General features: G+C 41.4%; 21 protein-coding genes. All 21 read left to right on the top strand.

Features of this window, described 5'->3' with window-relative positions; translation table 11 throughout:
* Positions 1-190 precede the first annotated feature (190 nt).
* The 21 genes from SWH54_01490 to SWH54_01390 all read left to right on the top strand — a co-directional run bounded on the left by SWH54_01490 (position 191) and on the right by SWH54_01390 (position 23,441).
* The gene (locus SWH54_01490; protein MDY6789916.1) at positions 191-916 is read left to right on the top strand and encodes an enoyl-CoA hydratase/isomerase family protein; all 726 of its coding nucleotides are present in this window, start codon (positions 191-193) and stop codon (positions 914-916) included.
* Positions 917-1,121: 205 nt separating this feature from the next.
* Positions 1,122-1,652, top strand: a complete 531-nt coding sequence (locus SWH54_01485) for a universal stress protein (protein MDY6789915.1) — start codon at positions 1,122-1,124, stop codon at positions 1,650-1,652.
* Positions 1,653-1,721: 69 nt separating this feature from the next.
* Positions 1,722-2,717, top strand: a complete 996-nt coding sequence (locus tag SWH54_01480; GenBank protein ID MDY6789914.1) for an MBL fold metallo-hydrolase — start codon at positions 1,722-1,724, stop codon at positions 2,715-2,717.
* Between the two features lie 301 nt (positions 2,718-3,018).
* Entirely contained in the window at positions 3,019-3,204 is a 186-nt protein-coding gene (locus SWH54_01475; protein MDY6789913.1) for a hypothetical protein, read from the top strand.
* A gap of 351 nt (positions 3,205-3,555) precedes the next feature.
* The gene (locus tag SWH54_01470; protein MDY6789912.1) at positions 3,556-3,954 is read left to right on the top strand and encodes a hypothetical protein; all 399 of its coding nucleotides are present in this window, start codon (positions 3,556-3,558) and stop codon (positions 3,952-3,954) included.
* 141 nt (positions 3,955-4,095) lie between these two features.
* Positions 4,096-6,201 carry a sigma 54-interacting transcriptional regulator gene (locus tag SWH54_01465; protein ID MDY6789911.1) on the top strand — a complete coding sequence of 702 codons (2,106 nt, stop codon included), beginning with the start codon at positions 4,096-4,098 and terminating at the stop codon, positions 6,199-6,201.
* A gap of 745 nt (positions 6,202-6,946) precedes the next feature.
* Positions 6,947-7,567 (top strand): TetR/AcrR family transcriptional regulator, encoded by a 621-nt coding sequence (locus SWH54_01460; GenBank protein MDY6789910.1) that lies wholly within the window; start codon positions 6,947-6,949, stop codon positions 7,565-7,567.
* A gap of 277 nt (positions 7,568-7,844) precedes the next feature.
* Positions 7,845-9,455, top strand: coding sequence for a carboxyl transferase domain-containing protein (locus tag SWH54_01455; GenBank protein ID MDY6789909.1), 1,611 nt, complete (start codon positions 7,845-7,847; stop codon positions 9,453-9,455).
* A gap of 53 nt (positions 9,456-9,508) precedes the next feature.
* On the top strand, positions 9,509-10,660 hold the full coding sequence (locus SWH54_01450; GenBank protein MDY6789908.1) for a pyruvate carboxyltransferase: 1,152 nt from the start codon (positions 9,509-9,511) through the stop codon (positions 10,658-10,660).
* A 209-nt stretch (positions 10,661-10,869) separates the two neighbouring features.
* Complete coding sequence (locus SWH54_01445; GenBank protein MDY6789907.1) at positions 10,870-11,085, top strand: acetyl-CoA carboxylase biotin carboxyl carrier protein subunit; 216 nt, start codon at positions 10,870-10,872, stop codon at positions 11,083-11,085.
* Positions 11,086-11,137: 52 nt separating this feature from the next.
* Complete coding sequence (locus SWH54_01440) at positions 11,138-12,313, top strand: acyl-CoA dehydrogenase family protein (protein ID MDY6789906.1); 1,176 nt, start codon at positions 11,138-11,140, stop codon at positions 12,311-12,313.
* A 90-nt stretch (positions 12,314-12,403) separates the two neighbouring features.
* Positions 12,404-12,838 carry a MaoC family dehydratase gene (locus SWH54_01435; GenBank protein ID MDY6789905.1) on the top strand — a complete coding sequence of 145 codons (435 nt, stop codon included), beginning with the start codon at positions 12,404-12,406 and terminating at the stop codon, positions 12,836-12,838.
* A 454-nt stretch (positions 12,839-13,292) separates the two neighbouring features.
* Positions 13,293-14,468 (top strand): thiolase domain-containing protein, encoded by a 1,176-nt coding sequence (locus SWH54_01430; GenBank protein ID MDY6789904.1) that lies wholly within the window; start codon positions 13,293-13,295, stop codon positions 14,466-14,468.
* Between the two features lie 18 nt (positions 14,469-14,486).
* Positions 14,487-14,897: a Zn-ribbon domain-containing OB-fold protein gene (locus tag SWH54_01425; GenBank protein ID MDY6789903.1), complete on the top strand. Its 411-nt coding sequence runs from the start codon at positions 14,487-14,489 to the stop codon at positions 14,895-14,897.
* 155 nt (positions 14,898-15,052) lie between these two features.
* Positions 15,053-16,906, top strand: a complete 1,854-nt coding sequence (locus SWH54_01420) for an acyl-CoA dehydrogenase (protein ID MDY6789902.1) — start codon at positions 15,053-15,055, stop codon at positions 16,904-16,906.
* Positions 16,907-17,043: 137 nt separating this feature from the next.
* Entirely contained in the window at positions 17,044-17,400 is a 357-nt protein-coding gene (locus SWH54_01415; GenBank protein MDY6789901.1) for a hypothetical protein, read from the top strand.
* A gap of 39 nt (positions 17,401-17,439) precedes the next feature.
* Positions 17,440-18,885 (top strand): OB-fold domain-containing protein, encoded by a 1,446-nt coding sequence (locus SWH54_01410; GenBank protein MDY6789900.1) that lies wholly within the window; start codon positions 17,440-17,442, stop codon positions 18,883-18,885.
* A 65-nt stretch (positions 18,886-18,950) separates the two neighbouring features.
* The gene (locus SWH54_01405; GenBank protein ID MDY6789899.1) at positions 18,951-20,147 is read left to right on the top strand and encodes an acetyl-CoA acetyltransferase; all 1,197 of its coding nucleotides are present in this window, start codon (positions 18,951-18,953) and stop codon (positions 20,145-20,147) included.
* Between the two features lie 32 nt (positions 20,148-20,179).
* Positions 20,180-21,322: an acyl-CoA dehydrogenase family protein gene (locus SWH54_01400; protein ID MDY6789898.1), complete on the top strand. Its 1,143-nt coding sequence runs from the start codon at positions 20,180-20,182 to the stop codon at positions 21,320-21,322.
* A gap of 57 nt (positions 21,323-21,379) precedes the next feature.
* Entirely contained in the window at positions 21,380-22,564 is a 1,185-nt protein-coding gene (locus SWH54_01395) for a CaiB/BaiF CoA-transferase family protein (protein ID MDY6789897.1), read from the top strand.
* Positions 22,565-22,673: 109 nt separating this feature from the next.
* Positions 22,674-23,441 (top strand): 3-hydroxyacyl-CoA dehydrogenase, encoded by a 768-nt coding sequence (locus SWH54_01390; protein MDY6789896.1) that lies wholly within the window; start codon positions 22,674-22,676, stop codon positions 23,439-23,441.
* Positions 23,442-23,800: the final 359 nt, after the last annotated feature.

Raw genomic sequence — 23,800 nt, 5'->3', positions numbered from 1 at the left:
AGGTAGCCAAGATTTGATTTACTACTGGCTGCCATCATTTTGAACGGTAGTAATTTAATGAACGAACATAACCAACCGGCTGGCTCGTAAAACCATGACTTTTCGTTCAGGCACTAGTTAAATATTTGAATTCGCCGCAAGATGAAGATCATGTTCTTATGCTGAATAAATCGAAAAGGGGTAACCGGCTATGGACGAGAAAATCGTCTTAAAGAAAGAAGAAAAGATAGGCTTTATCACTATTAATCGACCCGAGGTCAGTAATGCTTTAGATCATGAAGCTATCGATTTGTTTTTTGGCTTTCTCAAGAAATTAGAACAGGATGATAAAATTAATGTCGTAGTTATTAGAAGTAGCGGAACCAAAGTGTTCTGCGCAGGTGTCGATATAAAGGAAGGGTCAGTTAAAAATAAAAGGCATACTGATGAAAAGAACAGTAGAGGTGTCGTCGATTTATTTAAAGCAATAATGAATTACGAAAAAATTGTTATCTGTTCGGTTCAGGGTCATGCACTGGGAGCTGGGCTTGGACTTGTGGCTGCGAGTGATATGGCAATCATAACGGATAATGCCGTATTCGGCTTGCCGGAAATAAATTTGGGCTTTTTCCCGTTTGGACTTATTGTCCCCATTATCCAGTCGTTGGGGAAAAAAGAGGCAAATGAACTTTTTTTTTCCGGCGGAAGAATCGACGCTTACAGAGCCTTAAGTATGGGTTTATCAAATAAAATTGTTTCGCCTGAGAAGTTGGCGCAAAGCACGATGGATTTAGCCAGACAGTTGGCGGAAAAAGATCCGTATGCCGTAAGGGCAGGGAAAAAAGCTATTTCAACTGTTGTTGATATGGAATTCAACAAAGCTATCGAATATACTTATATCTTGGTGGAATTAATTCAGAATCAGTTCCTCAGATAAGCGCAGAAATGTTCGATGAAGCTGATTGTGGCACAGCATGAAACAATGCAAAAATAATTTTCAACCAGCCCAATGAACTACCTCGTAGTAGTTCTGGAATGGTATCTTCTAAAAGGATACACCCAATTATTATGAAGCAAGCTTCGAGAAACTATATCCGAAAAGAATTTGAGCCGATATAAACATGAAAAAGAGGAGGCACGAAATGGTACCTGATATAAAGAAGATACTTTTTACAACGGATCTTTCAAAGAACGCCCGTTATGCTTTCAACTATGCAGCCAGACTCGCCAGCCTCAATGACGCCGGTATAGTCATTCTTCACGTAATTGAAGATACACCGAAAAATATCGATGCTCTCTTATCCGATTTACTGGGTGCAGAAAAAGCAGAAGAACTCAGAAAAGGCCATGAGGAGGATGCACGCTCGATCCTCATTGGGAAAAAAAAAGAGCATGTAATGATCAAGCAGGCACTGGAGAGATTCTGCCGGAAAGCTGATTCCGAGCTTGCGGATACTACGGGTGTATTTGAGACCGACGAAATTATCGTTAAAAGAGGAAACGTAGTGGAGGAGATTATCAGTCAAGTCGAAACCAGCAATTGCGATATGATAGTTATGGCGTATCATTCGCGAAGCATGTTGGCGGAGGCGCTGCTGGGCGGAAAATTGCGAAGTGTTCTAAAACAAGCTAAAAAGCCGGTTTTGCTAGTGCCTATGCCGGATGAAAATTGATTTTAGAAGCATTGTTGGAATATAAGATCTGTCAACTGGATATTGGCGTCGGAAAACTATATTGGGGAAATGATGACTACAATCTACCGTATAGAGATTCCCGTACCCTTGCCTGTGAGAGTTACCAATTGTTATTATATCAAGGATTCTATTCCAACCCTTGTAGATGCAGGGATTAATACCCGGAAAGGACTACAGGTTGTACGTTCAGATATAGAAAAAGCGGGCGGATCACTTTCAGGCATACGACGCATTGTTCTGACCCATTGCCATATTGACCATATGGGCTTGGCTGGGAAAATCACAGAAATCAGCGGAGCTGATGTATATCTGCATGAACTGGATAGAAATATAATTATCGGAGGGACTGTAGAACAGATCAATCAAAAAAGGGAAGAGTTCTTTCGATTTTTCATTAGCACCGGCGTTCCTGATAACTTATTCGAAACCAGTATAGAGGCAATGTTATGCCGTTATCGAAAATTTGTCTGCCCCTTGTTCCGTGAAAATATTCTTAACGGTGATGAAGTATTAAGATTTGATGATTTTCAACTGGAAGTGGTGCATACTCCCGGGCACACCGCCGGTTCCATCTGCCTTTTTGACCGAGCGCAAGGTTTTCTTTTTTCAGGCGACACCCTTTTAGAAAAAATAAGTCCGATTTCCCTGCCGGAACCGTTTGTTTCTGCAAGCTTGAACGGGTGCGGATGTTTGGAAAGATATCAAACTTCACTTGAGCGGATTAAATCCATGCCGCTAAAACGAATTTTACCGGGTCACGGCCCCTGTTTTGGAAATCACAAAAAGCATGTTGTTCGAATACTGGTTCACCATCTAAGACAACGTGAGGACATTCTGCGGGCTTTTCGTTCCAAACAAAATGGCTGCAGAAAAAGTAGATGGAGCACGCCCTTCGACATTGCTGAGCAGGTATTCCCATCTCTTTCAACGACTAATATTTTTTTGTGTTTATATAGCATCTGTGGTCATTTGGAAATGCTTGAGAAAGAAAAAAACATTACGTCCCAAAAGATGGGAGAACTACGACTGTATCGTCTCGTATAAATTACAGCTATTCGCCCTCCTATCGCCTTGTAATGCGGGCGCCTCGGCACCCTAAAATGTAAATTTATTCTTGAGCGAACCCTGAGAGAAAAATTAATATATAGGAATTTTCAGGAAACCGAAAATCAGGCCAAGAAACTCGGAAAGAGATAACCCACAAACTCTTCGGGCAAGGTGGTATCCATTCGTATTTAGGTACCCATGATATTGCCGCCGTTGAGGATAGCATCTCCGGGGTGACACTGAAGCCGAACTTGTGCTGAGAGACATGGGATAACAAATCAGCAAAGAGATATATTCCATGGCTGCAGTATTTGAGGGGAAAGTGGATGCGGTTGTACTTACAGGCAATCTTTACAAAATAAATACAGTGACGAACGAAATCCGGAACCGAGTAAATTCCTTAAGTACGGTTTTGATTTACTCGAGAGGGGATGAACTAAAAAGCCTTGCAGAGGAAGGAAACACAGATGCCTTTCACAGATAGAAATCGCTTCAGCCATGCTGCTTTTGAAGAAGCGGATAGAAAGAATATCATCCAGAGCTGGATTGTTGTGATAGCGAGCTTCTTACTGGTATTTATCCTTTATGGCACATATTATTCCTTTGGAGTATTTGTAAAACCTATATCTATGAGTCTTGACTAGAGCAAGGCCGCGACAACCGGAGTTGTCTTTGTTTACATGGTAATTCACGAAATATTTTCCATTATCACTGGGCGGTTAACCGACAGATATGGACCGCGATTCATTATTTCATTTGTTGCTTTACATATTTATTGCTTTGGTTCTCGGGATTTCCATTATAACGACACATTTAGTGGCACATTTAGAAGATATTGGGATCGAGCCACTACGGGCTGCTTATAATTACCCTGATAGGTGGTAGCGGAATAGTGGGAAGGATTATTATCGGCAGAGCCTGTGATAAAATAGGAAGCAAAGCCATGCTCGCTTTATGCATGATTGTCCAGGCGCTCTTGCTGTTTTCTTTGATCCGGGCAGAAAGTTTGTGGGCATTTTATATGATTGCAATGCTTTTCGGTTTCACATACGAAGGAGCCGTTCCTGCCATCATTATGATTAATTCGGAATTCTTCGGCATAAGCTCATCCGAATATATATACGATGTTACCGGTGGTTACTCCGTTGCTTTCCTAATTGGAGGAATGGTCTTGACTGTAGGATTCGTCTTGAGTTTTATTATCAAACTACCCAAAAAGACATATCTGAGGTAAGTGTAAAAAATAGATATCTCTTGTTAGCGCTTGCATGGATCATCTTAACTGTAAAATCAAAACATTAAATGACATCGACAGCAAATTGTCGATTTAGTACAATATAAACTAACGTAAAACATTCAAGCTAAAGGGGTTTTCATGCAGGATTTAACTGTTTTAAATATCATGACGCGTTCCTTTGAATCTTTATCTCCTGGAGATGACTTACAAAGGACAGCTTTGGTCATGCGCCGATATAAATTGGACGGATTGCCGGTCATCGGGGCCGATGGTCGATTGATGGGATTAATGACCAAAGCCAATCTCTATGATGCCTTGGCGGCCGGTAAGTTGCCAAATACTCCGGTGGATGGTTTTTTTATTAAAAAAGATGTGGTAACCCTTCGTGAAGATATGTCCTATGATGAAGTCACTGAAATTGTGAAAAACAGCAGGGTGGGTACTGCTCTAGTGCTCAATGACAAGAAAAAGGTGGTGGGCATCTTTACCAAAGCGCGCTGGATAATGGCTATGTTTGAAAATGAAACGATATTGAATAAACAGATGCAGGTTATTCTGGATAGCATGCATAACGGTCTTGTGGCTGTGGATTCCAGGGGACTGGTTACCAGAATTAATAAAACAGCTGAAAAACTTTTCGGTATCACAGCATCCCAAGCTCATGGAAAACCGGTGCCACTGAGTTTCCAGGGACTTGAACTTGAAGATGTGCTTGCAAAAAGTATGGTTTCCATAGGCATAAAATCGACCCATAGAGATCATAGTTTGTTATGCAACATTACACCCATTATAAATATGGGGAATGTCAGTGGGGCGATAATAATATTCCAGGATTTGACTGATCTGGACTGCATAGCTTCGGAACTTGAAAGTGTTACAAAACTTTATGATACCCTCCAATCCGTATTGGAAATTGCCTATGATGGAATCATTGTCGTTGATAAAAAAGGTATTATCACCATGGTTAATCAGACGGCAGCGGATTTTTTTCACAAACCTGTGGAAACTATGATTGGTAAACCGGTGGATAAAATTTTTAAAGATTCCCGTCTGCATGAAGTAGCCAAAACCGGTGTTGCTGAACTCCATCAGTTGCAGTTTATAGGTGGGACACCCTATGTAGTTTCAAGAATGCCCATTATGCGTGATGGTAAGGTTCTTGGTGCGGTGGGTAAAATCTTATTTAGTGACTTCAAAGATGTCCGTAATCTGGCCAGGAAGTTAATAGGTCTTGATCAAAAAGTTGCCTATTATAAAAACCAGATTCGTAATGGCAGTAACAACAGCATTACCTTTGATCAGATTATAACCTCCCATGAAACATTTAAAAAGATTAAAGAAAGAGCCGAGATTGCGGCCCGTGGTTCTTCAAGCATCCTACTCACAGGAGAGAGCGGTACTGGAAAAGAATTGATGGCACAATCCATCCATGAAGCTGGTGTCGGCAGGTATAAGCGGCTTGTTAAGGTAAATTGTGCCGCCATTCCCGCCGATCTGCTTGAATCTGAATTTTTCGGTTATGCCCCGGGCGCTTTTACAGGTGCTCAAAAAAATGGAAGGCAGGGTAAACTTGCCATGGCAGATGGCGGAACTCTTTTTTTGGATGAAATAGGAGACATGAGTCCTAGTTTACAGAGTAAGTTGTTGCGTGTACTCCAGGATAGATCCTTTGAGCCCGTTGGTTCTAATGAAACAATCAGAGTCAACTTCCGTGTTATTGCCGCTACCAATCAGGATTTATACAAAATGGTTCAGGAGAAACGTTTTCGGGGGGATCTTTATTATCGATTGAATGTTATTCATTTCCATATTCCACCGCTACGGGAACGACCCCAGGACATCATCCTTCTGGCTCATTTTTTTGTTGAAAAATATAATCATATCCTTGGGTCCGGTATCCAGGATATTTCAGACGATGCAATGAAGATCCTGCTTCACCACACATGGCCGGGAAATGTACGTGAACTCGAGAATGTCATTGAGCGTGTTGCCAATTTTGTCAAAGGCAGTACCATAGAACCCAACGATCTCTCCCCGAACTTGAGGGAAAAGGACAAAAAACCTCCCCATTTAATAAAACAAATGCCCGTAAAAAAACTTTTTAAATCAAGTCGGGAAAATTACGAAAAGCTTACCATTCAAGCTGCTTTAAAAAAGACTGATGGAAATAAAGCCCAGGCTGCAAGAATACTGGGAATCAGCCGATCATGGCTTTATACAAAAATGTCCAGGGTCGGTCTTTAAGGAAACTGAATAAAATAATTTTCTCAATAACCACCCGCAGTTATTAATCCCTTTGAATGTCCGCTATCTATGGCATAGATGCTGTCAAACCGCACATGTTTTAAAAAACCTCTTGACTTTATTGTTCGACTGTGTTTTGAATTCTCCTCAGCAACTAATATATTTATGAGGAGGATTCAATATTAAGAAGAATATCACAAAAAAAACTGAGAAAAAGAGAAAAAAAATTCTTGAATCCGCAATAAGAATTTTTTCAGAAAAAAGTTTTGCAGAAGCTACGGTTGCCGAGATTGCAAAATCTGCCGGAATAGGGACTTCAGGCGTATATACGTACTTTAAAAACAAGGAAAAAATACTATTCACAATAATTAAAAATTATCTGGATTTAAATTGTTTAGAATTAGAAGAGCACCTTGAAGGAATTCAGAGTGCTGGAAACAAATTAAGAAAGGCCATCTGGTTTCACTGCAAGTCATATTCGAAAAGTAAAAAAGAAATTAAAATAATTCTTGAAACAAGGTCTTATCCAGAATTTTATAAATCAAGTGCATACATATCTCTTCAGAATTATGCCAATATCATAACCAATATTATTAAAGAGGGTTTGTCTGATGGAAGCTTTTGCAACATATCATCTCCGGCCATCTTACGGGATATCATCCTTGGTACTGTTGACCATATTGCCATAAATTGGATAATAAGGGACTCAGTTAATTCACTGGATCAGGCCGAAGATATATACAAGATGGTTATGAATTCAGTTAAGCCGGACAACATACAAAAAAAGCCGTTAAGCAAAAAAGAAGTCAGAAAAAAGGAAATCATAATTGCTGCAACTGCCATTTTTGCAATAAAGGGATTTAGCGGAACAAGCATGCTGGAAATTGCAAAAAAGGCAGGAGTAGGTGAGGGCACAGTCTATGAGTATTATAAAAATAAAGAGAATCTTTTGATTGACATACCTGTTAAAAAACTTGGAGACCTGTACAGTAATATAAGCGAAAATAATCCTGAAAGAAAAATAAAGGTGATAATTTCTAAAATTTTTAAGTTTTACAATAACGAAAAAAATTATTCGACTATTCTTGTCTTTATGCTGAGGACCAATAAAAATTTTTATAAATCCAAAGGCAACAAAATACTAGATAATATCTTTGAAAAAATTAAATACCTTATAATAAAAGGGCAGAAAGATAATATTTTCAGTGAAAACATTAACTTTAATCTTTGTAGAAATTTTCTTTTTGGAACCATTGATCATATTCTCATTCCCCGGATTATTTTTAACAGAAACTATGACCTTATAAAGATGGGAGAAGAATTTTCTGTTCTTTTTATTAATGCCATCAAAAAAAACAATGAATAAATTTGAGGGAGATTTATATTTTAATGTTTTTTAAACATATAAAAATTATATATTGTGTTATTATGCGGGGTTTTGAAATGAGGAGTGTTCGTAAATAGACTTATATTTAAATGAAAACCTATAGTCACAAAAAAAATAAGCTCTCTTTGAACCTGTTATGGTCTTAATCACCCTGCACCTAGTATGTTTGATACTTGTCAAATAGTTCGTGCAATAAAGTTCAGACCTTCATTGGTCATTAAGCTTTTAATTTTTAATAAAATTTGAGGTACAGGCAATGACAAAAAAAATATCAGAATATGAAAAAAACAAAAATCACTGGGTTAATGAGGAAAAGAAAATCTATGAGTTATGGGAAAAAGCTTATAATCCTGGGGGTCAAAAACAAATAGACCGTCTGGCAAAACAGGGGAAAAAACCGGTCAGGCAGTTGATTAAGCAGTTGATTGATCCTGAAACCAAATTTATAGAACTGAGCAGAGGAGCAGGTTTCGGCATCAATTACGAGTCAACAAAGGATGTGCCTTCAGCAGGACTGTGCACAGGATTAGGAAAGGTTCATGATAACTGGGTAATGATCATAGCCAATGACAGCCGTGTAAAGGCTGGTGCATACTATCCCATCAATTGTAAAAAACACCTGCGGGCACAGAATATTGCTGAACAATGTGGAGTCCCCTGTGTTTATATTGGTGATTCAGCCGGGGGTTTTCTGCCCATGCAGGATCGTGTGTTCCCTGGACAGGGTCAGTTTGGCAGGTTTTTTTTCAATATGTGCAGAATGTCGGCTAAAGGATTAAAACAATATACTCTTAGCACAGGAGGTAACACAGCTGGCGGGGCATATACAGTTTATCTTGCCTGTGAATCAATCATGATTGATAAGATGTCCTATTCTTTTCTGGGTGGGCCGCCAATGGTTAAATCGGCTATTGGTGAGGAAGTAACCATGGAGGATCTTGGCGGTGCCGGAGTTCATACAGGTATATCCGGTGGAGCTGATCATTTTGTCAGAACCCAGGATGAAGGTCTTGAAAAGCTGAGAGAACTGCTGTCCAGCGATCCAAAACAGAAATTGCATATCGAAAGACGGAAAACAAAACCTGCAAAATATCCTGCTGAACATCTGTATGAAGTGTTGCCAAGGGATACTCGTACAGGAATCAAAGTACGGGAGGTTCTTTGCTGTATTGCTGATGACGGAAAATTCAGTGAATATAAACGTGAATACAATCCAGGAAGGGGTGATAATATTGTTTGCGGGAAAATGCATCTTAAGGGTATTCCTGTGGGGGTAGTTGCCAGCAACGGTATTGGAGTAATCTTCGTAGATGCTGCCAGAAAGGCGACAGAATGGGTCATACGGTGCAGTTCTCAAAAAATACCGATTCTTTATATCCAAAATTCGCCTGGTTATATGGTCGGTACCGAGGAAGAATATGCAGGTATAGGAAAATACGGTGCGAACATGGTAAGGGCAGCGGCCTGCTCCAATGTCCCAAAAATTCAATGGATCATTGGACCGGATCACGGTGCAGCAAATTATGGTATGTGTGGAAGAGCCTATGATCCAAACTTTATTTTTAACACCATTCGGGGACGTACTTCAGTTATGTCCGGTGAAACTGCAGGCAAAATTCTGACGACACTTGAAAGAGCAAATGTCAAAAAGCGAGGTGAGGAAAAAAGCGAGGAGGAATTTAAAGAATTTGAAGAAATGATGATAGAAAAATACAACTTCCAGGCTCATCCTTTTTACACAGAAGCCCGGCTTTTCCATGACGGAACAATTCCTTTCAAGGACTCCAGGGATGTTCTGGCAACTGCTTTTGAAATAGCACTTTTGAGTCCGATAACTGAATCGAATTTTGGAAATTTTAAATTTTAAAAAGCAAAAAGGTTACGCTCAAATAATTTTTACAAAATTAAAAGGTCTTTATTATGTATGATAAATTTAAATTAAATTACCCGAAAAAAGTTCGTATAGGAGATATATCCGTAAGGGAAGGGCTTCAGCATGAGGAACATTTTATTCCCATTGATGCCAAGGTTTACTATGTCGAAGAGGCAATTCTTGCAGGTTTTACGAGATTGGAAATTTCAAATTTGGCAAATCCTGCCTTTCTTCCACAGTTCAGGGATGTCGAAGAGCTGTTCAAACGTGTACGGGACAGCCGTCGTTTATCTCGTAGAGGAATTAATTTTGATGATATTGAATTGACTGCCGTAGCCATTCGGGAAACCGGTGTGGATAGAGCTGTAGCTGCTAAAAAAGAAGGATGGGGTCCGGATCGTATCGGCATGATGGTCTCTACGGATGAAGAACATCATTTTGCCAATTCTGGAACCACGCTTCCTGAATATTGGGAAGAAGCCCGGAGGTGTATTGAAAAATGTCATGATGTTGGTATTAGAGTTTTTGGCACAGTAAGTACCATCTGGGGAAGCCCGATTTCCGGTCCCACACGTTTTGAAGATGCTCTTGATTTTACCAAGCACTGGTTGAATATTGGTGCAGATGATATCGAACATGCAGATCATGACGGTTCTGCCCCGCCGGATCAGGTTTACCGTTATTTTTCAATGATAATAGATGAGCTCCCAAACACAGACCTTCATATTGCACATTTTCATGTTACAAGGGGCTGGGGACTTGCAAACGTCTTGGCAGCTTTGCAGGCAGGTGTTGATATCCATGAAGGAGTCCTGGGCGGTATTGGGGGACAGCCAACTAATTTTATCGACCGTACACCGGTAAGGGGAACGGGTGAGTACTATTATAAAGATCCTAATATAGTAGGGTTGACAAGCCTTGAGGATATGCTGGTAATGATGGATGAAATGAGTATTGATACAGGGATCGACGTTGACAGGGTACTTGCTCTGGGGAAAAACTGGGAAAAGACCATTGGCAGACGTTTAAGATCAGAGTCAATTCTAAACGGAAGAATTCCCAAAAAGCCAAGGCCAGAATATAAACGTAAAGGTCTTGCTGAGAAAAAAGCCAAACGTGGTGAAGAACCATGGCAGATATTTCCTAGGGAATGGTCTGAAACTGTTGATCTTGATCCTGAAATCACAGGAAAAAGATAATTTTGTGCAGATCCGGAACTTACAAGTCTGATTTGCGTGGGGTCGGGCTTTCGTTATCAACATTATCGTTTTCGTTCCTGGTTGTGAACATCTTTTTACTCGATAACGTCAATAACAAAAGCCCGACCCCTTATTCTCGATTTGGCTCCGTACCTTTGATCCCATTTAGAAAACTTTTAATTAAAATATAAATAAAAAGGAACAGATAAATGAGTACAGAAATTGTTGCACCAATGCCTGGAACAGTTGTAGAAGTCCTTGTTGAGATTGGCGATAAAGTGACAGAAAATCAAGATGTTATTGTTCTTGAGTCGATGAAGATGAATAATTCAATTCCTACCAGAACTGCTGGAAAAGTTAAAGAAATTAAAGTATCAGAGCATGATAAGGTTGCCTCAAAACAGGTGTTGGTCATTATTGAATAAACAAAGCCTGGTTTACTTGACTCGTGAGTCATAAGGGTGCCGGAGATTACTTATGGATTTTGAATTAAATAAAGAACAAAAAATGATTCAGAAAAATGTTCGAGAATTTATGGTCAAAGAAATAGGACCCATTGCCGATCAAATTGATTTAGACGACAAATTCCCAAAGGATTTATGGAAAAAAATGGGCGATCTTGGGCTGCTGGGATTGACTCTGCCTGAGGCTTATGGCGGATCTGAATATGATATTTTTACCAGTGCACTTGTAATGGAGCAGATGGGCAGGATTTCCCCTGCCGTAGCACTCTCCTATGGTACCCATGTTAACCTTTGCGCCCATAATCTGGAGAAGAACGCTACTGAAGGACAAAAACTCCGGTATCTGCCGGGGCTTTGTTCCGGTGACTTAATAGGGTGCCTTGGTCTGACCGAGCCTGATGCGGGATCCGATGCAGTTGGAATTAAAACAACTGCTGTAAAAAACGGGAATGGATTTATTCTAAACGGAAGTAAAATGTTCATCACGAATGCCCCTATCGCTGATATTGCCTTGGTCTATGCCAAGACTGATCCTGAAAAAGGAGCAAAAGGAATTACAGCTTTTATTGTTGAAAAAGAATTTTCAGGTTTTTCCGTTTCAGGAAAATTGGAAAAAATTGGACACAGGGGTTCGCCCACAGGCGAACTGGTTTTTAATGACTGTTTTGTTCCGGAAGAAAATGTTCTTGGGAAAATTAATGAAGGAATTAAAGTGATGATGAGAGGACTGGATGTAGAACGAGCAGTAGTTGCAGCCATGGCTCTTGGAATAGGTGAAGCAGCATTGGAACTTGCACTGCAATATTCAAAACAGCGGCACCAGTTTGGTGAACCCATCTGTAATTTTCAATTAATCAAAGCAAAATTAGCCGATATGTACACAGAACTTGAAGCAGCGAGATTTATGGTTTACCGCGCCGCTGTTATGGCCGGAAAAGCCAAGGACGGAGGAAAAGGCACCGAAGTACACAAAGTGGCAGCAGCGGCAATCCTTTTCACAGCAGAAACTGTTTCCAGGGCGGTTAATCAATCACTTCAGATACATGGAGGATACGGATATACACTGGATTATCCAATCAATCGTTTTTACAGAGATGCCAAGCTATATGAAATCGGTGCGGGAACCTCTGAAATCCGTCGAATTGTGATTGGTAATGAACTGATAAAACGCGGATTAAGGTATTCCTAAAACGGAAGAATGATTCTTTCCAACAGCATACCATAAGTGCATAAATGATTATAGGCAATAATTTGTTATCAGTAAAAGGAGTTAAGCAATATGCAGTTTGAAATAGGAAAATCATTTAACGATATTGAAATCGGAGAAAATGCCTCTTTCAGTAAAACAATCACAGAAGCTGATATTTATCTTTTTGCAGGAATATGTGGTGATTTCAATCCTATGCATATTAATGAAGAATATGCTAGTAAGACTCCCTTTAAATCACGAATTGCCCATGCCCCACTCACGCAGAGTTTAATCGCACCAGTTTTGGGAACAAAGCTTCCTGGTCTCGGTACTGTGGCACTTGAACTGTTTAGTAGATTCAGAGCACCCGTTTATATTGGGGACACCATTACTGCAACGGCTGAAGTCAAAGAAAAACTTGAAGAAAAAAAATGGGTGAGGATGAAATTGACATTTTTGAATCAGAAACAAAAATTGGTGGCGGAAGGAGAGGCTCTGGTAATGCCCCCAACTCCGAAAACATGAAATACGCAGTATTATGAAATTTACTTGAGGTTCCTAATCGGAGAAACAGGCTATTATTAACTCTTGAGTCATAAGTTCTCAAAGGGTGCCCAAACCATCATTACTGAGCTCTATTCAAAAAAACAGAGCTTTTGTAATCTACCTTAAAAACCAGAGAGTTTGGTATGTTTGCAGCCGTGTTATCGGGTTTCGACCTTCAATCCATCACCCACGCTTATCATTTCTTTTGTATGCCCTCTATACACGACACATGTCCTGCTAAGCTAACAACTGTCCTGTATGAAGGACATTGATTATTTCATTATAAAATTTAAGGTACGGATTTAAAAAGATAATTATTGTTTGGCACAGGCCTTGCAGTCAATTGTTTGATTAATTTTGGTTGTATGGATGAATTAAAAGGACGGAAGTCGTTTTGGTTTGATACGCTTTTTTATATTTTTAAGGAGATAAAATGAGAAAAGTAGCAGTTATAGGTACAGGACACACTGATTTTGGGTTTGATTCCCCGAAAACAGGGTTGGAGCTATTTTGCGAGGCAGCAACGGATGCCATGGAGGAAGCAAAAGTTCAACCAGAGGATATTCAGGCTTTATATTGCGGTAACGGGTTAAGTGATTTTTCTGAAGGGCAGATTATGATTCAGTCTTATATTGCTGATGCTCTCGGATGTCATAACATTCCGGCTACCCGTTTTGAAGCGGCATGTGCTTCGGCTACAGTTGCCATTCGTGATGCCTATATGTGGGTAGCATCCGGGTTTTACGATGTTGTCCTGGTGGGAGGGACGGAAAAGGCTACTGCTATGGGCACCGCCCTGGCAACAAGGACTTTTGCCATGGGAACCGATGCCCGTTATGAATTTCCTGCGGGACTCACATTTCCCGGTTTTTTCGGGCTGTTGGCTAATTTGTATATAAAAAAATACAATGTCCCTTTTGAAAGACTCAGGGAGCAGATGTCTTTAGTTTCAGTTCAGTCTCACTTTTATGGTATGAAAAATTCCCATGCTCAATTCAAAAAAGAGATCACTGCGGATCAAGTAAAAAACAGTTTTATGGTTGCGTCTCCATTGACCCTGCTTGATTGTTGTCCTTTTTCCGATGGCGCAGCAGCACTTGTCATTGCATCCGAGGACAAGGCAAAAGATCTTTGTGACAAGCCGGTTTATATTGCCGGTACAGGACAGGCTTCTTCAGGCATGTTAAGCAGCCAATATAAAGATATTCCCAGGTTAAAAGCCAGGGATATTTCTATAAAACAGGCATATGACATGGCCGGAGTCGGTCCGGAAGAGATTGATGTATGTGAACTCCACGATTGTTTCAGCATTGCCAGCATAATAGCCGCCGAGAGTCTGGGATTTGCTGAATTTGGGAAGGGTGGTGAACTCTGGGAAAGAGAGGAAAGCAGGATTGGAGGTAAAATCCCCATTAATATTTCAGGTGGGCTCAAGTCAAAGGGACATCCCATAGGAGCTACAGGAGCATCCCAGACAGTAGAAATAGTAAAGCAGCTTCGGGGTGATCTTGTTGATGAGGGAAGGCAGGTTGAAGGTGCTAATGTCGGCCTTGTAGATACTTTGGGTGGAGATGGCATAATTTGTAATATAATTTTAAAGACTGAATAACATAAGGAGAAAATAATAATGGAATATCCTTTAACATTCGGGCAATACAATAAGGCATTAAAAAAAAATACCCTTCTGGGACTGAAATGTAAACAATGTGGAAAAATAACTTGTCCTCCTCAAATGAGATGTCCTGAGTGTTCCTCCCTTGATTTGGAAGTAGTTGATCTTAGTGGAACGGGGACTATTCAGACATATACAACTATTTATATTGCTGCTGAAAACAGGGGAAATGAAGTGCCTTATGTTATTGTTCTGGTAAAATTGGCAGAAGGCCCCTGGATTATGGGTAATCTATACGATATAGATCCGGATAAGGCTAATATAGAGCTTATTGGGAAAGAAGTTAAAATGGGAAATCGTGTATTCCCGGGAGATAAATATTCCAACGGAGATGCTGCCCGACCAGTATTTTCTTTCTTGGATTAAATAAGCTGGAAAGAATAACATTCCGTAAAAAAGAAGATGCTCTCTAAATAGTGGCTATGGCTCAGACATAAGCCACAATAATAAAATACAAATTGTGTAATTGTAGCCTGTTTAAGAGACTTTCATATAAAATCATAAGAAATTATAAATTAATTATGATACAGCAATTAACAGATCGAAAAGATGTTCAATTTGTCCTGCACGAACAGTTAAACATGATTCAATTAACCAAAGGTGAACAGTTTAATGACCTTAACCGCAAAACCTTTGACATGGTTCTTGCAGAAGCGAGATCTTTGGCAATCAAAGAATTGCTGCCCACCAATATTGACTCCGACCGGGAAGGATGTACCTTTGAAAATGGATTTGTCAAAGTTCCTGCATCCTTTCATCGTGCTTACAAACTTATCAAGGAAGGTGAGTGGATTGCCCTGTCCGACGATATTAAGGTAAACGGTCAGGGAATGCCACAGCTAATAACTACTGCGGTTATGGAAATGTTTCACGGCGCCAACACAAGTCTTGCCGCATTCCTCATGCTTGGGCACGGAGCAGGCAAGCTGGTTGAAATTTTCGGCACGGAAAAACAGAAAGAGCTTTTTCTGGATAATATTTATTCAGGGAAGTGGGGCGGAACCATGGTTCTTACTGAACCCGAGGCAGGCTCTGACGTTGGTGCTCTGACCACTAGGGCAGTAAAAAATGCCGATGGCACTTATAGTCTTTCCGGCAATAAAATTTTTATCAGTTGTGCAGAACATGACCTTACGGAAAATATTATTAATCCGGTTATCGCCAGAATCGAGGGGGCACCAAAGGGCAGCGCCGGTATTTCACTGTTCATTGTTCCAAAAATATGGGTCAATGAAGACGGAACACCTGGGGAACCCAATGACATTGTTTGTACTGGAATCGAAGAAAAGATTGGCCTCCACGGCGGCCCCACTTGCAGCCTCACCCTGGGCGGTAAAGATTGTTGCAGAGGTATGCTCTTAGGAGAGGAGAATAAGGGATTAAAGACCATGTTTCACATGATGAACGAAGAACGGCTCAACGTGGCGGTCCAGGCCTTGGGGGTGGCAAGCACAGCTTATCTTTATGCGGTCAATTATGCCCGTGAACGGTTGCAGGGTAAGCATTTGACCCGAAGCAGAGAGCCTGATGCACCACAGGTGCCCATTATTCAACATCCTGATGTCCGCCGTATGCTTTTGTGGATGAAAGCACAGGTAGATGCAAACCGCAGCTTCAACTACTATATTGCCTTATGCATGGATAAAATAAAAATCACAGAAAGCAAAGAGGAGCGTGAATATCTGGAAGATTTAATTGAACTCCTCACTCCCATATGCAAGGCATACACCACGGAGCGGGCATGTGAAGTCTGTCTTCAGGCCATACAGGTATATGGTGGATATGGAGCCTGTAAGGATTTTCCAGTGGAGCAGCTTTTTCGTGATTGTAAAATCACAACCATTTACGAGGGAACAACAGGAATTCAATGCATGGATCTGCTGGGCAGAAAGCTTGGGATGAAAAAGGGAAAGGTTTTTAAGGGTCTTATTAAGGAAATTCAAAAAACCATTGCTCAAGCCGGCAGCATACCGGAATTGCAGGAACTTTCACAACGGATGGCTGCTGCTGTTGATAAATATGCAGAAACAGCGCTTAAGCTAGGTCAGACTGCCGCTTCTTCCAAGATTATGGTTGCATTTTCCCACGCTAACCCGTTTATGGATATTTCCGGTGAAATAATGATGGCATGGATGGTGCTCTGGAGAGCAGCCGTTGCAGCGCCTGAACTGTCAAAAATCATAGGGGATGCAGATAGAGAAAAAAGAACTCAAATTATCGAAAAAAACAAAGATGCCGCTTTTTATGATGGTCAGGTTCAAACTGCCCGTTATTTTATTCGATCAATTCTCCCCGGAACTCTTGGAAAAATGGATGCGGTAACAGAAACAGACGGTGCAGCAGTAGAAATTGCCGATATATCCTTTGGCGGATAAACAATGCCTGAGACAAAATATTATTTTCTAATTTTTACGAATTCATCAATTTTCTATCCTTAGCAATTGAGACGAGGGTAGAAAATTTATTTATTGCTCTATATATTCAAACTTTACAATTTTTCAGAAGATGAACAATGGCAAGGATATTAAGGTGCGGCGACGTGGAGTATATTCACCAAACCACTGACAATGAGCATGAGATTCAAAGCATATCAGGCCATTATACCATTGAAAAAGAATTAAGGCTTAAATATTGCGGAAATATTGTTCTCTGTGTCATTGGCACAGGTATCATTGATTCATCCTGCTGTGGTATGGGCGGCTGCCGATACGCACTTGTGCCGGGATATATTGTTAAATGGAAAGAGAAAGCAAACAGCACTGGTTTAATGGTTTCTCAGGTGGAGCCTGTGGCAGAGGAAAATTCAAAAAAGAAAATCAGCAAGACTCTTAAAGAACAAGAGCTTGTTACACAAGTTAATTTTTGGTAATGCCCGGCAAAAGTGTCCAGGGCCGAGGAGGTATGGAAAATGGCTGGAATCGTTTCTTATGGCGCTTATATCCCAAAGTACAGGATAGACCGTAAATTAATTTATAAGGCAATGGGATGGCTGAACCCGGCTACATTTATGAAGGGAGAAAAAGCTGTTGTCAATTATGATGAAGACAGTATTACAATGGCTGTGTCTTCAGGCGTTGACTGTTTGAATGGTATTAAACGCAGTCTGGTTGACGCCATGTTTTTAGCAAGTACTACTCTGCCGTATAAAGAGAGACAGAGCGCTCAGATCCTCTCAACCGCCTTTAATTTTCAGAAGGAAATTCGCACGGCTGATTTTACCGATACAGCTAAGGCTGGAACTACTGCCCTGCTCTCTGCACTTGATGCAGTAACAGCGCAGACATGCAAAAATATTATGGTCTGTTCCTCAGACTGCCGGACAGGAAAACCCGGCAGCCCTCAGGAGGAGATCTTTGGTGACGGCGCTGCATCGCTGCTTGTTGGCAGCAAAGATGTTGTTGCCGATTTTATTGGTTCCTATAGTGTTTCCCATGATTTTATAGATCATTGGAGAGCAGATGACGATAAGTTTGACCGACAGTGGGAAGACCGGTTCATTCGTGACGTCGGATACAAGACGTTTATTTCAGAAGCCATTTCCGGGGTGCTTGGTAAATACGGTGTTAAGGTTAACGAACTTGCAAAAGCGGCTTATCCCTGTCTTTACGCAGGAGATCATAGAAGTATTGCAAAAAAGCTGGGTCTTAATCCTGAACAGGTTCAGGACCCCATGCTGGCCAACGTGGGATACACAGGGACAAGCAATCCGCTTATGCTGTTGGTAGCAGCGCTTGAAACGGCAAAACCAGGTGACAAGATTGCAGTTGCAAGTTTTGGTACGGGAAGTGATGCGCTCCTGTTTGGAGTCACAGATAAAATCAATGATATCCGTGAAAACATAAAGGGTGTTAAAAAGTATCTTAATGTAAAAAGAGAACTGAAAAGCTATGAAAAAATGATCAGCTTTAGAAATGTGCTGTCTTTGGAAAAGGGCATTCGCGGGGAGAAAACTCCTTTTACAGCTCTATCTGAACTATGGCGCAGCCGGGATCAGATACTGGGATTATGCGGATCTAAATGTCAAAAATGCGGTACCCCACAATACCCTGTACAGAGGGTATGTGTTAACCCTGACTGCGGTGCTGTCAACCGGATGGAATCTTATCGCTTTTCGGATAAAAAAGGTGAACTTGCCACCTACACCGGAGACAACCTGGCATTTAGTCCCAATCCGCCTGCCATTTATGGAATTGTAGATTTTGAGGGAGGCGGCCGTTTCTGGTTTGATCTCACTGATGTTGAATTAGAGGAAATCCATGTGGGTATGGAAGTCGAAATGAGTCTTAGGAAAAAATATATAGACGATCAGTTCGGGATTTACGGATATTTTTGGAAAGCAGTTCCCATTATATAATAAAACAATACAGCAAAATATCGAATAACGGAATTCTAACATCTGTTATTATGGAGGATGTAAATATGGCGGAAGGAATAAAAGATAAGGTCGCAATCGTAGGCATGGGATGCACGAGGTTTGGGGAGCGCTGGGATATGGGATCTGAGGATTTGATTGTTGAGGCATTTGAGGAGGCCGTCCAGGATGCCGGAATCGAGAAAAAAGATATCAATGCTGCCTGGCTGGGTTCGTGTATGGACGACAATAATATTGGAAAATCAGCCCTGCCTCTGAGTGTTGCGCTGAAACTGCCCTTTATTCCGGTAACAAGGGTGGAAAATTTTTGTGCTACAGGGACAGAAGCCTTGCGGGGAGCTGTTTATGCTGTGGCATCCGGGGCATATGACATCTGTCTGGCGTTAGGTGTGGAAAAACTCAAAGACACCGGTTTTGGCGGGCTGCCGGATATGCCTTCTCAGCTGGGTACCAAGAACCGCTTTATAATGCCCAATATAACCGCGCCGGGCGGGTTTGCCATGATGGCAAATGCTTATTTTGCAAAATACAAGCTTGATCCGAAAGAGGGCAAAGAAATTCTGGCAATGATATCTGCAAAAAGTCACAGAAACGGTTTTAAAAATCCCAAGGCTCATCTTCGCAAAGAGGTAAGTGTTGAACAGATTATGAATGCACCCATGATTGCATGGCCGCTCGGGCTATTTGACTGTTGTGGTGTCAGTGACGGCGCATCGGCTGCCATTGTATGCAGGGCGGACATGGCAAAAAATTTCAGACCAGATCCGGTGAAAATAAAATCTATGCAGATCTCCATCAGTTCCGGAGAGGAGTTGATGTATAACAAGTGGGATTCATCATATATTATGACTGCAGAAAAGTGCGCTGCCAAGGCTTATGAGGAGGCAGGCATCAAGAATCCAAGGGAAGAGATCAGTATGATGGAAGTTCATGATTGCTTTTCCATCACAGAATTAGCAACCTATGAGAACCTTCATATCTCAGACAAGGGTAAAGCAGGAGATGATATAAAAGACGGATTCTACGAACTGGAAGGAAAAATTCCCTGTCAGCCGGACGGAGGGTTGAAGTGTTTTGGTCATCCTATAGGCGCTTCCGGCTTGCGGATGATGTATGAAATGTACAAGCAGCTCCAGGGCAAGGCCGGAGAGAGGCAGATCAAAGATCCAAAAATCGGGTTAACCCACAATATGGGAGGATTTCCTGCCATGAACATAATCAGTATAAGTATTGTGGGGCTTTAAAAATCGATGGCTATTCCATGTAGAGGAGAGAGATGTATTTTAATCTTACAAAAGAACAAAAAATGATTCAAAAAGAGGTGCGGAATTTTGCAAAAAATGAAATTGCGCCTCGGGCAGAGGAAATAGAAAAAACCGGAGAATATCCCTATGATATCATGAAACAAATGGCAGAGCTGGGATTGATGGGAATTCCATTTCCGGAAGAATACGGTGGTATGGGCAGTGACTGGGTTAGTATGCACCTGTGCATTGAAGAGATATCAAGAGCGGATATCACCCTGGGCGCCTTGCTTGATGTCACTACAAGTGTCGTGGGACAGGAGCTTCTTGAGTTTGGCACTGAAGAGCAAAAAAAGAAATGGCTTGTACCCATTGCCGAGGGGCGCGAAATCGGCGCATTTGGTTTAACTGAGCCGGATTCTGGATCAGATGCAGGCTCGTTGAGTACTGAGGCAGTACTTAAAGGTGACGAATGGGTTCTGAACGGTACCAAACAGTTTATCACCAACATCGGCCTGGAGAACGCTTCAATTCTTCTGGTGGCTGCCAAAATACAAGATGGTGTAATAGCAACGTTTATTGTTCCAAAAGATGCACCGGGATTCATACTGGGCACAAAATATGACAAAATGGCATGGCGGGCATCGGCAACCCATGAAGTAATTTTAAAAGATTGTAAAATTCCCAAAGAAAACCTACTGGGTGATCCCGAACACGGATTCTCACAGCATCTGGCTGTACTGGAAACCGGAAGGATAAGCATTGGCGCCGTTGCAGTCGGAGCAGCACAGGCATGCCTTGATGAATCCATGAAATATTCCATGGGTAGAAAACAATTCGGCAAGCCGATTTATGAGTTTCAGAGTATTCAATTTATGATCGCCGATATGGCACTTTCCATCGAGCTTGCCAGAAACGAATATCTCAAAGCTGCCTGGCTCAAGGATCATGGGAAAAAGCACACATTTGAAGCCACCTGCGCCAAGCTTTATGCAAGTGAGATGGCAGAAAAAGTGGCAAGTGATGCGGTCCAGATTCACGGCGGTTACGGGTATATGGAAGAATATCCTGTATCGCGTATATATAAAAGCGTAAAGCTTCTTCAAATAGTGGAAGGAACATCCGAGGTTCAGAGGCTTATCATTGGCAGGTATTTAGCAGGAAAAAAACAGTGAGTGTGAAGTTCATTAAGGAGATTTTTTAAAATAATTTTTAATAAAAAGGAGATTATTATGCAATCAGGACCTTTGGAGTATTTAAAAGTTCTTGATTTTTCAACGCTTTTACCAGGGCCATACGCTACACTGGTTCTTAGTGATCTTGGGGCGGATATCTTGAGAGTCGTATCCGGATCACGACCGGATCTTGCGGCTCTGATGCCGCCTTTTCTTCCCGGTACAGAGATTTCGGCAAATCTTGCCTGGCTGGGACGGGGAAAACGATCCATTGCTCTTAATCTTAAGAAACCCCGGGCAGTCACGATTGTAAAAGAGCTAATCTCCGAGTACGATATTCTCTTGGAGCAATTCAGACCGGGTGTTATGGATGATTTGGGTTTGGGATATGAACATCTTAAAAAAATAAATCCAGGGCTTATTTACTGTTCGCTTACAGGTTATGGCCAAACAGGCCCTTATTCTAAAAGAGCCGGTCATGACATTAATTATCTTGCCCGTTCAGGCCTGATGTCTTATTCAGGGACAAAAGCCGACGGTCCTGTTCTTACAGGTATGCAGATTGCCGACGTGGCATCAGGTTCAAATAACGTGATTATCGGTATCCTTGCTGCAGTGCTTTGCCGAAACAATACAGGCAATGGACAACATATTGATATTTCAATGATGGATGGTGTTGTGCCGTTCAATGCCATGGCAGGAGCGGGTGCCTTGGTAAAGGGTATTGACCCGGCAAGGGAAGGAGAACTTTTAAACGGTGGCAGTCTTTATGATTTTTACGAGACAAAAGATGGTAAATACATTAGTTTTGGAGGGCTGGAGCCAAAGTTCTTTTCCGCCTTCTGCAACACTATTGGATGCCCGGATCTGATTGAAGGCGGTGTGATGCCGAAAGAAATTGACCAGGTTAAAACGAAAGTTCGTAGAATAATCAAAGCAAAGACCAGGCAAGAATGGGAAGAGATCTTCAAAGATGTTGATGCCTGTGTGGAACCTGTTTTGACACTTTCCGAGGCTTTTAATGATCCCCATGTTAATCACAGGGGACTGGTTGTTGATGTCAAACTTCCGGATGGTGGTTCTGTCCGCCAGATTGGGACTCCCATTAGATTTTCCGAAACTCCTTTGCACTACTCTGGAGCAGGGCAGCCGGCGGGGACCGATAACAGAGAGGTTCTCCTAAAATTGGGTTATTCCGAGGAAGATATTGAAGATTTTATAACTTCCGGTCTTTTTAAGTAAATAGGAAATTATATGTTGCAAATTCTTCCAGCACTTAGTGGTTATTCATAAGGGTGTTGACAGATAAATTCTGTTGGTTTTTCTAAAATTTCTAAAAGGAGATATTATAATGGATATTAAGGAATGTACGGCAGTTGTTACAGGAGGAGCCTCAGGTCTTGGTGAGGCATGTGTTCGTGAATTCACAGCCAATGGTGCAAAGGTTGCCATTTTTGATTTTGATGAAGATAGGGGCGGCAAAGTTGCGTCTGAACTCGGTGATTCGGTTATTTTCTGTAAAACAGATGTTCCCGATGAAAATAGCGTAAAGGCCGCCATCGCAAAAACAATCGAAGCCTTTGGGGGGATTCATTTTACCGTCAACTGTGCCGGTATTGGTATGCCGGCAAGGGTTCTTTCTAAAGAGGGTCCCATGCCCCTTAACCTGTTCAATAAAATCATTCAGGTTAATCTCGTGGGCACAATGAATGTCCTTCGTCTCTCCGCTGAACAAATGTTAAATAACGAGCCTAATGAAGATGGTGAAAAAGGTGTTATTATAAATACTGCATCCATTGCCGCCTTTGAAGGGCAAATTGGCCAGGCAGCATATAGTGCATCTAAGGGTGGAATTGTTGGAATGACCCTTCCAATAGCTCGTGAGTTTTCAAGTTTTGGGATCAGGGTATTAACCATTGCGCCTGGACTGTTTGAAACTCCCATGATGGCACAAATTCCTGAAGAAGCAATGAAATCCATAGAGGCAAACATCCCCTTTCCTAAACGTCTGGGTAAACCGTCTGAATTTGCTCTTCTGGCTAAGCATATTATTGAAAATCCGGTTTTAAACGGTGAAACCATCCGTCTGGATTCATGTATTCGACTGGCAATTAGATAATTTCGATCCGTGGAATCTGAAATTATTCATAATTTCAAAGATGCACAGACCTTGTTCTTTGTTTGAAATGGCTTTTTCCAGATTTGTTGCATTACAATTAGTATGTTCTTATAGATGGAAAAGTAACTCGATTTCACTTGCTTGCGGCAATGCTGCTTTAATATAATAAAACTCAGGAGGTTAAAAAATGATTCCGGAAATCAAGAAAATACTCTTTACGACGGATCTTTCTGAAAATGCGCGTTATGCTTTTAGCTATGCCGCCGATATCGCCGCCCGTTATAACGCGGGTATAGTTATCCTGCATGTAATCGAGGATGTGCCGCATAGTGCTGAAAAAGAAGTTATGAATATGCTCG

The sequence above is a fragment of the Thermodesulfobacteriota bacterium genome, from assembly GCA_034189135.1.
Lineage (GTDB): Bacteria > Desulfobacterota > Desulfobacteria > Desulfobacterales > JAUWMJ01 > JAUWMJ01.
This window is presented reverse-complemented; position numbering and strand designations above follow the sequence as displayed.